This is a genomic window from Enterococcus sp. LJL120, from assembly GCF_054871765.1.
Genome location: NZ_JBTXLV010000007.1, coordinates 270,153 through 283,654 on the forward strand (window position 1 = coordinate 270,153; position 13,502 = coordinate 283,654).

The 13,502-nt window shown below is 39.0% G+C and carries 12 protein-coding genes and 1 pseudogene; 9 read left to right on the forward strand and 4 right to left on the reverse strand.

Annotated elements, in window-relative coordinates; genetic code table 11:
• Positions 1–72 precede the first annotated feature (72 nt).
• From rsmD to ACYSNU_RS13470, 3 genes are read left to right on the forward strand one after another with little or no spacing between them, the layout of a single operon-like run.
• Positions 73–630: a 16S rRNA (guanine(966)-N(2))-methyltransferase RsmD gene (gene rsmD / locus ACYSNU_RS13460; protein ID WP_461737720.1), complete on the forward strand. Its 558-nt coding sequence runs from the start codon at positions 73–75 to the stop codon at positions 628–630.
• A complete protein-coding gene (coaD, locus tag ACYSNU_RS13465; protein ID WP_461737721.1) occupies positions 627–1,118 on the forward strand; it encodes a pantetheine-phosphate adenylyltransferase in 492 nt (163 codons plus the stop codon). The genes rsmD and coaD overlap by 4 nt, the downstream gene beginning before the upstream one ends.
• Complete coding sequence (locus ACYSNU_RS13470; RefSeq protein WP_461737722.1) at positions 1,115–2,161, forward strand: SepM family pheromone-processing serine protease; 1,047 nt, start codon at positions 1,115–1,117, stop codon at positions 2,159–2,161. The genes coaD and ACYSNU_RS13470 overlap by 4 nt, the downstream gene beginning before the upstream one ends.
• Positions 2,162–2,270: 109 nt before the next feature.
• Here the strand turns inward: ACYSNU_RS13470 and ACYSNU_RS13475 are convergent, their stop codons facing one another.
• Positions 2,271–3,050 (reverse strand): hypothetical protein, encoded by a 780-nt coding sequence (locus ACYSNU_RS13475; RefSeq protein ID WP_461737723.1) that lies wholly within the window; start codon positions 3,048–3,050, stop codon positions 2,271–2,273.
• Positions 3,031–3,576, reverse strand: coding sequence for a sigma-70 family RNA polymerase sigma factor (locus ACYSNU_RS13480; protein ID WP_461737724.1), 546 nt, complete (start codon positions 3,574–3,576; stop codon positions 3,031–3,033). The genes ACYSNU_RS13475 and ACYSNU_RS13480 overlap by 20 nt, the downstream gene beginning before the upstream one ends.
• A 162-nt stretch (positions 3,577–3,738) precedes the next feature.
• Between ACYSNU_RS13480 and ACYSNU_RS13485 the strand changes: the two genes are divergently transcribed.
• The 6 genes and pseudogenes from ACYSNU_RS13485 (at position 3,739) to hemH (ending at position 10,696) form a co-directional block, all read left to right on the forward strand.
• On the forward strand, positions 3,739–4,350 hold the full coding sequence (locus ACYSNU_RS13485; RefSeq protein ID WP_461737725.1) for a helix-hairpin-helix domain-containing protein: 612 nt from the start codon (positions 3,739–3,741) through the stop codon (positions 4,348–4,350).
• Positions 4,351–4,494: 144 nt separating this feature from the next.
• Positions 4,495–5,370: a helix-turn-helix domain-containing protein gene (locus ACYSNU_RS13490; protein WP_461737726.1), complete on the forward strand. Its 876-nt coding sequence runs from the start codon at positions 4,495–4,497 to the stop codon at positions 5,368–5,370.
• Between the two features lie 386 nt (positions 5,371–5,756).
• Positions 5,757–6,275: a ComE operon protein 2 gene (locus tag ACYSNU_RS13495; protein WP_461737727.1), complete on the forward strand. Its 519-nt coding sequence runs from the start codon at positions 5,757–5,759 to the stop codon at positions 6,273–6,275.
• A gap of 25 nt (positions 6,276–6,300) precedes the next feature.
• Positions 6,301–8,538 (forward strand): annotated as a pseudogene (locus ACYSNU_RS13500) (DNA internalization-related competence protein ComEC/Rec2).
• Positions 8,539–8,609: 71 nt separating this feature from the next.
• Positions 8,610–9,632: a DNA polymerase III subunit delta gene (holA, locus tag ACYSNU_RS13505; RefSeq protein ID WP_461737728.1), complete on the forward strand. Its 1,023-nt coding sequence runs from the start codon at positions 8,610–8,612 to the stop codon at positions 9,630–9,632.
• Between the two features lie 101 nt (positions 9,633–9,733).
• Positions 9,734–10,696 carry a ferrochelatase gene (hemH, locus tag ACYSNU_RS13510; RefSeq protein ID WP_461737729.1) on the forward strand — a complete coding sequence of 321 codons (963 nt, stop codon included), beginning with the start codon at positions 9,734–9,736 and terminating at the stop codon, positions 10,694–10,696.
• Positions 10,697–10,842: 146 nt separating this feature from the next.
• On the opposite strand, the gene rpsT is transcribed toward hemH, so the two are convergent.
• Both rpsT and ACYSNU_RS13520 read right to left on the reverse strand, forming a co-directional pair.
• Positions 10,843–11,097: a 30S ribosomal protein S20 gene (gene rpsT / locus ACYSNU_RS13515; RefSeq protein WP_265457433.1), complete on the reverse strand. Its 255-nt coding sequence runs from the start codon at positions 11,095–11,097 to the stop codon at positions 10,843–10,845.
• Between the two features lie 105 nt (positions 11,098–11,202).
• The gene (locus ACYSNU_RS13520; protein ID WP_461737730.1) at positions 11,203–13,158 is read right to left on the reverse strand and encodes a heavy metal translocating P-type ATPase; all 1,956 of its coding nucleotides are present in this window, start codon (positions 13,156–13,158) and stop codon (positions 11,203–11,205) included.
• Between the last annotated feature and the right edge of the window lie 344 nt (positions 13,159–13,502).

Sequence of the window (13,502 nt, forward strand, 5' to 3'; positions counted from 1 at the left end):
GACTTGAGTATCTCAGGTGTTTTTCATCCTTTTTCATGTTAAGATATTGAAGTAAGTTTGCAGGAGGATAAGATGCGGGTAGTAGCAGGAGAGTATCGGGGGCGGCGCTTAAAGGCTTTAAGCGGCGACAACACTCGCCCCACAACAGATAAAGTTAAGGAATCTATTTTCAATATGATTGGGCCTTATTTTGATGGTGGTCAGGTTTTGGATCTATATGCCGGTAGTGGCGGCTTGGGAATCGAGGCCATTTCTCGGGGCATGGAGATAGCTTATTTAGTTGATAAAAATTTTCAAGCCCTTAAGATTATTCGCGAAAATATCGCCATCACTAAAGAACCGCAAAAATTTCAAGTTATCAAGCGGGATGCTGATCAAGCCTTAGCTGAATTTAAAGCCGATGATTTGGTTTTTGATTTAATTTTACTAGATCCGCCTTATGCTAAGCAAAAAATTGCCCAGCAGATGACCTACATAGTTGAAAATAATTTACTAGCGACAGATGGTCTGATTGTCTGCGAGACAGATAAAACAGTTGAATTAGAACCAGTTGCCGGCCTTATGGAACATCGCCGCCAAACCTATGGGATTACCGCTGTGACTATTTTTAGAAAAGAGGTTGAAGAATGAAAAAAATTGCATTGTTTCCCGGTAGTTTTGACCCTCTAACAAATGGTCATGTGGATACCATCCGCCGAGGTGCCTTGATTTTTGATGAAGTAATCGTTGGAGTTTTTGTCAATACGTCTAAAAAAAGTTTTTTTACCCCTGAAGAAAAGCTTCAGTTAACAAGTGCAGCCTTAGCGGACTTTCAAAATGTCCGCGTAATCGCTCAAAGTCGTCAACTAACGGTTGATTCAGCTAAAGAATTAGGGGCAAATTTCTTGTTGCGGGGTATCCGTAGCGTCAAAGATTATGAATATGAGCGGGACATTGCCGCAATTAATAAACATCTCTCTGCTGAATTAGAGACAGTTTTTTTACTGTCATCAGAAGAATATGCCCATATCAGTTCCAGTATGTTAAAAGAAGTGCTCCAATTTGGTGGAAATGTTGAAAAATACTTGCCGCCAGTCATTAATCAAGCAATTCAAAGAAAGCGAAATGAAGAAGCATGAAAGAAAAGAACAACGCAATAAAGAATTTTTTCAAAAAAAAGCAAGTCAAAATTGGCTCATTCGTCCTTTTATTTTTATTAGCCTTAGCCTTTGTGGGCTTGCCGCTGCCGTATTATGTCCAGTCACCGGGTTCAACCATTGATTTGAAATCAATGATTACCATAAATGGCGAAGAAGACACGGAAGAGGGCTCATTTTCATTAACCTCCGTCGCTTATCGGCGTGCGACACCGGTGCTCTTGCTGTGGGCTCAATTTAATGAGTTTGCAGACGTGGAGTCGGTCCAAGAAATGCGCGGGGACGCCAGCTCAGAAGAATACAATCAAATGCAGCAATACTTAATGACGGCGGCTAAAAATAGCGCCATCCAAGAAGCTTTCAATTTAGCGGGAGTCGACTACACGTTTGCCTATAAAGGAATTTATGTGATGAGCGTGCAGGACAGCTCGAATTTTTATGGTGATTTAGCAGTTGGTGACACGATTACCCAAGCTGATGGTCAGACCTTTACAAGTCAAGAGGATTTTATGGCCTATGTAAAAGCTAAAAATATCGGAGACGATTTAACTATCACATATTATCACGATGGCGAGGAGCGGACTGCCACCGAGGAATTGATTACTTTGTCAGCAGAAGATGGTACAGAGACTGCCGGCATCGGCATCACGCTTGTTGAAGATACTGAATTAGAATCAGATACGACTGTTGAAATTGACACAGGCTCAATCGGCGGACCTTCTGCTGGCCTGATGTTTACTTTAGAAATCTATGATCAATTGACAGAAGGGGATTTACGCCACGGCCAACAAATTGCTGGTACTGGCACGATTGACAGTGAAGGGAATGTCGGTCAAATTGGCGGCATTGATAAAAAAGTTGTCAGTGCGAGCCAAAGTGGTGCCACGGTTTTCTTTGCCCCAACAGATGGCGAGGACTATGAAGATGCCGTAGCCGCTGCTGAAAAAATTGGTACAGATATGAAAATCGTACCAGTAACAACTGTCCAAGATGCTCTGGATTATTTAAATGGACTAACAGATTAAACTAAACTGCTACTCAACACCTTGTGTAAGCAAGAGGCTGAGTAGCAGTTTTTTTTGGAGAATTTTTTTATTTGAACTTCTTGGTTTACATAATAAAAATATTCATCACTTAAGGCTGAAGATATCGAAAAATTTCAGCATAGGGACCTGAGCCACCAAGGGCCCCCTGTAGTAAAAGAATGATGAAGAGAACCAACAGACAGAAGGGACCAATTGTAAAGACTGCAAATAATATTTTGTAGGCCAAACTAGTATTACTAAAAAAATAGTCAAAAATGGTTTCCCGCTGAACTTTTTTCGAGACAGGAACTAAGTTTAATAAAGGAATTTTTTTCAGATTGTCTTGAAAAACTTGAGCATCTTCTTCGCTTAATATTTCTTGGAAAATTTGCTGGCCAGCTTGAAAGTCCAAAATATAATACGTCATTTTTTGCCGTTTTGGTTTCTTTTGCCAATCAAAATAACGCAGCTCATAAGGTGCCAATTTTATTTGTTTGATGTCAGCATAGGGATGACTAAAATAACTATCTTCTTCTAAAAAATCAATAATCGTTAAAAAAATCAGCCGCTGATTTGTGAAAATTAACAAGCGATTACCACGGGTATCATGGAATATGGCAATATATTCTTTACTGATATCTTTTCTGGCATATGCGAGACCAGCCCAACCGCTACTAGCAACCACAGAGTTTCGATTATTTCCTAGCGGCAAATAAGCCTGAATCGTTTCATCTGGCGCTAAAAGTTCCTCCACACGACTGAGAACTTTTTGCAAAAAGATGTACTGTTTTGTTCGTTTTTTTAATCCATCTAAAGAGCTACTGGCTGTTTCATTATTTAGTTGGTTCGCACTTACATCCTGCATCAGTTTACGATAGGTTAGTTTCATTGTGTAGGACCTCCTTTAATCGTTTGCGTCCCCGTGAAAGACGATTGTAAATAGTCTCAATACTCAAATCTAGACTTGCTGCAATGTCAGCCGGTGCCTCTTGATAAAAATAGCGCTGTAGAAAGATCAATTGGTCCTCAGCAGTCAAACAAGCAAGTAAATCGAGAAAATTTTCCTTTAGTAAAGGCGCTCCTTCATCGTAGAGTAAAGTTAAGTCTTCCACGGACAAAACCGGTTCAACTTTTCTTAGGCGCACCAATTTTCTTTTGATGTCCAATGCAACATTTTTACTTATCTGAACTAACCAGGTTGAAAACTGTGATTTTTCTGGATTGTAAGCCGCAATATTTTGCCAAATCTTGAAAAAGGTCTCATTTTCAGCTTCCTTTTGATAGAAAAACTCCTTTGGCTGATTCAAAATTTTATGGATACTCCAAAGAATGAGCCGGCTATAGCGATCAATTAATTGGTCGAGGGCTGCGTAATCCTCTTGTAATAAACCATTGATAATTTCCTCATCTGACATACAGCTCACCTCCTTTTTAGCTTATTCACTTTATTATACGTTGCAGTTGCTGAAATTCTGTCAGGATTTTAAAATTTTGCGTATTTATTGTTAAAGAGCAACGATATAGAAAAACATATTTTTAGCTATATTAAAATTTTAAAAAGAAAGCAGAGGAAAAAAATGTCAGCAATTTGGGAGAAAATCAAAGAATTCAGACTGTATATTTTTTTGTTTTTAAGCTTGGCAGCGATTGGCGGCTTTTTGATTCTTCGAAATCAACGGGAAGAGCTTAGCTACGAGACCGATTTTTCTCAGCTGATTGAAAAAGAGAGTAGTACCGTAGAGTCCTCTAGCAGCCCCATTTATATTGATGTGAAAGGGGCAGTTCTTACTCCGGGACTCTATCAAATTGCTCCAGAAAGTCGATTGATTGAAGCGATTGAGCTTGCGGGAGGCTTTACAGCAGAGGCCGACCAGAGCCAGCTGAACTTTGCTCTTAAACTGACGGATCAGCAGGTAATCTATGTTCCTAAAGTTGGCGAAGAGGCTGCTCACACATTTCAATCACTTGATCATAATAATGGCCACTCTGGTGAAGCTGACAAAGTAAACATCAATACGGCCGATTTAGCTGAATTGCAAACTCTATCAGGTATTGGCGAAAAAAGGGCTCAGGATATTATTAATTATCGGCAAGCTAACGGTAGCTTTGCCGAAATTGCCGACCTGACGAAGGTTTCTGGTATCGGTGAAAAAACTTTAGAAAAGCTCAAGGACTTTATTACTGTCTGATATAGCGGCTTTTACTTTTCAGATAAAGCCCGCTACATCGGTATTCTACTCAGCGTAGAGAACAGAACCGCTAAATTTTCTTTCTATTTCCTAAAAAAATGCTATGCTTGAAATAAAAAAATGACGGTGTATGAGGCGGAAAATATGGAAAATTTCTTAGGTGAAAAATTACGCAGCTATCGACTTGAGCAGCAATTAACCCAAAAGCAATTAGCCGATAGATTATTTGTATCGGATAAAACTATTTCCAAGTGGGAAAGGGGAGCAGGCAAGCCAGATATCGATACGTTGAAAAACGTGGCTGACTTACTAAATTTATCAGTCGATGATTTATTAGAAGAGCGGGAACCAAATTTTTATTACGAATACCGCAGTTCAATTTTACTTTGGGGGTTGCCTCTATTACATCTGGTGATTCCCAATCTAGGGGAACTGTTGCGTTATCGTTTGCTGTTTGTTAATCGCCAGTTGGACTTTAAGAAGCGCAGCCGGTATCTTCCTACTGCAAAAGGCATTTTTAGTGCTGGTCTAATTTCAAAAGGGATTTTTTCAGTTGGCCTTTTAAGCTGCGGGATTTTTTCTTTCGGGATTACCTCAATTGGAATTGTCGCAGGTGGAGTCGCAGCTGTCGGAATCCTTACTTTAGGCAATTTCGCAGCTGGTATAGTTTCTTTTGGTAACTTTGCTTTGGCACTTCTAGCTTTTGGTAATTTAGCTATTGGTTATTTTAGTCTAGGTAATTTTGAGTTGGGCTTTTTTGCTTTAGGAAATCAAAGCGCTGGTCCTTGGTCCTATGATTTAGGACCTGATTTTGGTTTATCTGAGATCCGTCAAGCCTTGCAAAGCCTTCAGTTTGAAGCTATTCCAGCCTTTACAAAAACATTTCTAATCGACCCTCTAGAGAATCTTTTTCAAAGCTCTTGGGCATTTCTAGTGTTGATTGTTGGATTCATAGCAGTTGTCCTTTTGGGTTTCTTTGTGATAGTGGGAACTTTGATTACGAGACTTTTAAAAGCTTGACATTCAATTTGAAAAATAAATCTGCAAGAGGCTGTGAAATTAGTTAGAACAGAGCCGAACTTTACGAACAATATCTAGTAAAGACACTGAATATTGCTGATTTGCGACGAGGACCTACTGGACCGCAGGAGCAAATATAATATAGTTCGGGATTTCATCTGTTAAAAAGACTAATGTCACAGCCTCTTTTTTTGAAATTCTAACAAAATTACGTATTTATAAATAGCCAGCCAACTTCAGTCGCCCTTAACAGCCTGTTCCTTGAAAACTAAACAGCGGAAAACTTCCTAAGATGAATTTGTAAAAGGGATGTTCAAACAATTGAAAATTTGATAGGATAATGGTAATAAATTGTTATTCAATTACTACTTGAAAAGAGGAATTTTATGACACAAGAAAATGAATCTGTAAATAAATCACAGGAACAGAGAATACCCTGGGACCAATATTTTATGGCCCAGGCAATTCTGTTAGCTTTGCGCAGTACCTGTAAGCGCCTTGAAGTCGGCGCAACATTAGTTCGTGATAAACGGATTATTGCCGGAGGTTATAATGGCTCGGTTTCAGGAGATGTCCATTGCATTGATGAAGGCTGTTATATGGTGGAAGGGCATTGCTTAAGAACGATTCACGCTGAGATGAATGCTCTTTTGCAATGTGCCAAATTCGGCATTGCCACTGAGGGTGCTGAAATTTATGTCACGCATTTTCCTTGCTTGCCTTGTACAAAGGCCATTTTACAGGCTGGCATCAAGAAAATTCATTATCTCCATGATTATCACAATGATCCCTATGCTCTGGAATTAATTCGGCAAGTCGGAGCAGAGGTCAATCAAGTTCAACTGGACAAGAAATACTTTTCAAAAATCCGTTTAGGGGTTGAGGAGGATTTTTTTGGGGAATAAGCTGACAAATTATTGGCTGTTTCCTGTGATTTTTTCGGCTGCTTTAGCTGGCCTTTTAATTACCCCAAGTCTTTGGCTAGCTGTAGTCACTAGTTATTTATTGATACATTTATGCTGTAAACACAGCAGGAAGTTATGGCTTCTTGCGATTGTTTGCAGCTTTTTTTTGTGCAGTTTGACAACTAACGCTTTGACTAAAACTCATTTGTCTGAAAAAGAGTTAGCGACCAATTACTTTGTGGTTCAAATTCAATCAGATAGCATCAAAGTAAACGGTGATTTAATAACTTTTACTAGTCAGGATTTCTCAACTAAGAAAAAGTATCTGACAAGGCTGTTGGTTAAAAGTGAAGCTGAAAAAGAACAATGGCAGCGACACACTCAAAGCAGTGTTTTAACTGTTGAAGGAGAACTCAGTAAGGCTGATGGTCAGCGCAATTTAGGTGGCTTTAATTACCAAGATTATTTAAAGACGATGGGGCAGGCTGGGATTTTAACGATAGAGACGTACCAAATCAAGGGAGAAAAAGATTCTATTGGTTTAAGTAAAATCCGACGACAATTGATAGTATATGTCCAAGAAACCTTCTCAGAAAAAATCCGGAGCTATCTAGAACCGCTAATTTTAGGTTATCGGCAGCAAAGCTTTCAGGAATTGAGGGCGGTTTATTCTGGTGTTGGTTTGGCGCAATTAATCAGTATGTCGGGTATCCATATTGTCATGATCTTAAATCTTTTTTATTGGGTTATGCGTCGTTGTCACTTGACCTTAGAAGCCTCGATTTTTCCTTTATGTATCGTAGGCTTTTCAGTTATGATCCTTTGTGGTGCTGGTATTCCCGTTTTGAGAGGTGGGATCGCCTTCTTATTGCAAAGATTGAAACAGTTGTTTAATTGGCAATTGTCAAAGTTGGATTCATTTAGTATCACACTTTTTCTTGTTTTATTGCTTCGTCCGCTAGCCTTTCTTTCACTATAAGGAATTATTTCATTTGCGTTGAGTTTTCTATTATTGGAGCTTAACCAAATTGAATTCAAAGCTTATGCTCCGTTAAAGAGAAACTTGATTCTGCAAGCCTGTCTAATCCCAATTTTTGCAGCAAGCTTCTATCAAATTCCAATTTTAGGAGCCTTTTTTAGTATTCTTTTCTTTCCGCTATTTAAAACTATCTTGTTTCCGGCGTTTCTATTCTGCTTGCCATTTAGTCTTTTAAAAGATTTTTTAGTTTTTGAGCTTTTTCAGGGACTTTTGGAGCTTTTACTCTTTATTATAGAAAGTTTTTTAAAAGTATTCTCTGGTTTTTCGCTAAGTTTGAGTAACATCAGCTCGCTAACGCTTTTATTCTTGTTGATATGCAGTCTGTTTTTCATAATTGCAATTAAAAAAGCTAATTGGCAAATTGTTATTCCAATTTTGCTAGTATTACTTTTACCCACTTACAAACATTATTTCAGAACCGATTATTTTTTTGCGTTTGTTGATGTCGGCCAGGGAGATGCCATTTACTTTGAAGCGCCTTTTCTGCAGGAGACGATTCTAATTGATACGGGTGGGCGGCTGGATTTTTCTCGGGAAAGCTGGCAAGAGCGCCATAACCAAAGCCCCTCAGAATACAATTTAATCCCGTTTCTCCAATCACGAGGTGTGAAAAACATCGATAAATTGATTATTACCCACGCTGATGAAGATCATATGGGTGAAACGGGAAATCTTTTAAAAAACTTCTCTGTGGATGAACTTTATTTAGCAGAGGGTGTTCAAAATAATGAAAAACTACAAGAGTTTTTAAAAAGCTTCAAAGAACAAAACGGAAAATTGAAGTTGGTTAAAGCTGGCGACGCTATTGGCGATTATTTCAAATTTCAGATACTGTATCCCTTAAAAAATGTCTTAGGAGAAAACAACGATTCATTAGTTTTATGGACGAAGTTGCATGAGCATTCGCTACTTTTAACGGGGGACCTTGAGGCTGAGGGAGAGCAGGAGCTTTTGAAAAATTATCCAAATTTGTCTACTGATATTTTAAAAGTCGGTCATCATGGTAGTCGGACCTCAACCACTTCAGAATTTATTGATCAGCTAGAGCCAACATTAGCAATTATTTGCTGTGGTCAAGATAATCGATTTGGGCATCCTCATCCGGAGATTTTAACAACTCTTACAGACAGTAAGGTCTTGCGTACCGATTGTGATGGTATGATTTATTTTTCTGGACGAAACTTTCGTATAAAGGATATTCAAACAGTTGTGCAACAGGAATAAAGTCAAGGTATTTAACAGCTAGTCAAACCTGTGTCGTCATGATAGGATAACACATGAGGAAGTGAACTAATGTGAATGCACAACAAGGTATCAAGGCCATAAATGATAAGCTGGCGCAGGTTTATCTAATTTTAGGAACTGAAAAATATTTGCAGGATGAAGTGCGACAGGCTTTTTTAAAGAAGACCCAAGTTGCAGATGGAGCAGATTTAAACTTTGCGGCCTTTGATTTAAGGGAAGACACGCTGGCTGAGGTCATGAATGAAGTAGAGAGCATGCCTTTTTTTGGCGATAACCGCTTAGTTTTTGTTGAAAATCCTGATTTTTTAACAGGGGCCAAAAATCAAAAAGAACAGGAAAACTTAGCAGAATTTATTGCCTATTTACAGCAGCCGGTGGAATCAACGGTGCTGGTGATATTTGCTCCTTATGAAAAGCTTGATGAACGCAAAAAAGTCACTAAGACATTAAAAAAAGCCGCCACTTTAATTGAGACTAAACCGCCGACTGAAGGAGAATTGAAAAAACAGCTGCAGGAGCTGTTCGCCACAGAAAAGATTTCAATCAGTTCGGAAAATTTGGAGCTGATATTGCGTCTGACTGATTTAAGTTTATCTAAAATCATGGGAGAATTTAAAAAATTAGTCACTAATGTTGGTGCCAATGGTGAAATCACTCGCGAAATTATCCAAGATTTAATTCCTAAAACTTTGGAGCATAATATTTTTGATATGACCAATTTTGTTTTGCAGGGAAAAGCAGAGGCGGCTCTGCGGCTTTACGATGATTTATTGCTACAGGGGGAAGAAACAATCAAGATTAACAGCATTTTGATTAGTCAGGTTCGATTGTATCTGCAAACCAAAATTTTAGTCGGCATCGGCTATCAGCAGGGAAATATTGCCAGCACATTGGCGATTCATCCTTATCGAGTGAAATTGGCGATGCAGGAAGTGCGGCGGTTTCAATTAGAGACTTTGGAAACTATCTTTGATCAATTGGTGGAAAATGACTACCGATTTAAAACAGGGCAGGGGGATAAGGAAATCCTGTTTCAATTATTTGTCTTAAATACTGCGAAAAAAGTCAGTTAGACACCATGTAAGTTGAAGTTTAGTTGCTATAAAAAATGATTTTTGATTGAAATTAAAGAAGCGGCTATCCAAACGATTTTTTAGGAGTGAAGGGACAAAAGATGAAAAAAGGTGTGTTGTTGGTAAATTTAGGAACACCAGAAGTACCGGAGGCGCCAGCGGTTAAACAATATCTGGCGCAGTTTTTAAGCGACAAGCGGGTGATAGACTATCCAAGATTTATTTGGCTGCCAATTTTACATGGCATTATTTTAAAGGTTCGCCCAGAAAAGTCGGCAAAGCTCTATAAAAAAATTTGGCGACCAGAAGGCTCTCCTTTGGCAATTTACACAAAAGCTCAGGCTGACAATTTGCAGCAGCTTTTGCCGGATTATCAGGTAACCTACGCAATGACCTATGGCCAGCCGTCAATTGCCCAAAAAATTGTCGAGCTGCAGAAGAATTGTTCTGATATTACGATATTGCCACTGTATCCGCAGTATTCTGATACGACAGTAGCGCCAATTTATGATCAATTGGCGACGATTGGAGGATTGGATGTTGATCAATTAAATAAAATCAAAGACTTTCATGACAATCCACTGTACATTTCTTTATTAGCAGCGAATATTCAAGGTGAATTAAGTCGGACTGACTACGACCTGCTGTTATTTTCCTATCACGGCGTGCCAGTTTCCGTCATCCAAAAAGGCGATCCGTATGCACGGCAATGCCAAAAGACGACTGAAGCGGTCATGGAATTGGTCAAAAACATTCCCTACCAATTAACCTATCAATCAAAATTTGGTCCTGCCAAATGGCTGACACCAGCAACTAGCGAAACATTGATGGCACTGCCGAAAAAAGGGATTAAAAAAGTGCTGGTGGTAACCCCGGGATTTGTGGCGGACTGCTTGGAAACCTTAGAGGAAATTGAAGAAGAGAATCGCCAATATTTTCTAGCGAATGGTGGCGAACTATTTGACTATCTGCATCCCTTTAATGAATCTTGGACCTTCACAGAAGTTTTAAAGGAGCTTGTGCTTGCGGCTGAAAATGTAAATCAGAAAAAAATTGAAAACTAATAGAAAAATGATTTAGTTGCGGAGAGTGGCGTATGACTCTTGGCAACTAAAAATTATTCAATTTTTTTAGGTAGCGTTAATCATTTTTGAATAGCTGAGGGTAGCAAAAAAGCAATCAAGTAAAATTGATTGCTTTTTTTTAAACCTTATTTAGCTAATTGTTTGCTTAAACGAGATTTGTCACGACCAGCTTTGTTCTTATGGATTAATCCTTTAGTCTCAGCCTTGTCGATTGCTGTAACAGCATCTTTATATAGTGCATCTACGTTGTCAGCTCCAGCAGCAACTGCATCTTCAAATTTCTTGATTGCAGTGCGCATTGCGCTTTTTTGAGATGAATTTTTCGCACCAGCGATTTCGCTTGTACGAACACGTTTGATTGCAGATTCAATGTTTGGCATTTTTTCACCTCCGATAAGTAGGATCTTATGCACGTGGCATAATCAACAGTAATCATTATACCTAAAGGCTGATGTCTTTGCAATACATGTGACAAGTTTTTTTCCTTAACAGTGGAAATTTGCACATTTTTCTAGTTTATAGAGCTCACAATTTTGACAATCTTGCATATTTTTAGGTTGTTTGTCTTGATAGTCGGGCGTTTTAATTGTCCGCAACAGGCGCAGTCCGTTTAGAATAACTAAAATTGTGCTGCCTTCATGACCGACGACACCAAGGGGTAGATTAATAATTTGGAAAAAGTTTGACAGCACCAACAACAAAATGACTACTAAAGAGAACGCAATATTTTGTTTTACAATTCGCTGCAATTTTTTTGACAGCTGGTGGCTCATTTGTAATTTGCTTAAATCATTTTTGATTAAGACAACATCGGCCACATCCATCGCTATATCGGTTCCTTCTCCCATAGCAATTCCGATTGAGGCGGTTGCAAGCGCAGGGGCATCGTTAATACCATCGCCGACCATGGCGTTGACTTGATAGTTTTCTTTTTCAGCAGCTATTAAAATGGTTTTATCTTCCGGCAGACAATCTGCGTAATATTTTTGAATCCCGATTTCCTTAGCGATAACCTTAGCAGTACCTTGATGGTCACCTGTCATCATGGTGGTGTGAACACCTTGTTGATTAAAATACTGAACGACTTGGCGAGCTTCAGCTTTAGCCACATCAAAGAGGGCGATGACAGCTTGTAGTTGATCTTCTTTAGCTAAGTAAATAACTGTTTTTCCGGAATCTTGAAAATAAGTAATCTTATCTAATACTTCTGCTGAGACTTGAGTGCTTTTTGGATCAAAGGCATGTTTACCGATTTTCCATAAATGACCGTCGATTTCAGCTTGAACACCAAAGCCAGCAATCTCTGACACATCAACTTGTTTTAAGTCTTCAGGCAGGTCAATGATAAAGTGGTCAACAATTGCTTCGGCCAGTGGGTGGGTCGTTTTAGATTCCAAGGCAACTAGCACATCAATTGCAGTTTTTTTATCCCCTAAAAAGAGACTGTCAGTGACAGTTGGTTTCCCTTTGGTTAAGGTTCCTGTTTTATCGAAGGCAATTGCTTTTAATTGGGCTAGATTTTCTAGATAGGTGCCGCCTTTAAAGAGCACACCGTTTCTGGCGCCATTCGAGATGGCCGCCAGTGTTGCTGGTGTTGCCGCCGCAACTAAAGCACAAGGCGAAGCTACGACTAACAGCACCATTCCCCGATAAAAACTTTCTTGGAAGCTCCAGCCTAATAAAAAATGACTTAAGATAATTGATAGGGGAACCAGAACTAACACGGCTTTAACATAAATATTTTCAATTTTTTCAATGAAGGAAGCGGTTTGCGTAGGAGTATTTTGGGCATCCTCGACTAACCGAATAATTTTTGCAAATAAAGTATCCTCGCTAGTTTTTGAAACGCTCATGGTAAAGGCGTTTCCTGTGTTGGTGGTACCGCCAAAAACTTCTGCTCCAATACTTTTTTCAACCGGCACAGACTCACCGCTGATGGCTGCTTCGTCAATCGTTGTTCGACCTTGAATAATGTCACCGTCAATTGGAATCGCCGCGCCCTTAGGTACTACCACTTGATCAGCCAAATTTAACTCAGAAACTTCCACTTCTTGAGTACGACCGTTTGCCAATAATTTTAAGGCCTTCGTTGGTTTCAATTGCATTAAGGCGGTAATTTCTTTTTTGCTCTTATTGGTTGTATACTCCTCTAAAGCGCCGCTGAGACAAAAGATAAAGGTCAGCATCGCACCTTCAAACCAATTGCCGATGATGCAGGCTCCGATTGCAGCTAGCGCCATTAATAAATCGACATTTAAGGTTTTCTCATGAATGATTTCACTAATGCCTTCAGTGGTTTGTTTCCAACCTCCAGAAAAAATCGCCACAGCGAAAAACAGGGGATAAATACCTATTTGTAACTTTTCTAAAATAAATCCCAACACCATAAAAACTAGACAGCTGACTGTCGAAAACACAGCTTGCTTTTCTGCTTTTCCCATGATGATTTTCCTCCTTATGCAATAAATTTTTCAATTTCCTCTTTACACATAAAGCATATCATATAAAAAGTCTAATTGATAATAAAATATCGTAATTGAGAATGAAAGTGATTATCACTCAAGGAACAAATCCTTTTTTAGTCGTATTTCCGAAAAAACGTAACGATAATTATTATCATTTAAAGCGAAAAAAAAAACTCTTCTGGAAAGAAGAGGCTCAGACTGTAGACAAAGTCCAACTTCTGGATGAAGTCTACAGTCTTTTCTTTTATAATAGAATTATGAAAACGAATTTAAGGAGAGAAAGCCTATGATGTCCAAACATGATGCCAATGGTCGCAATC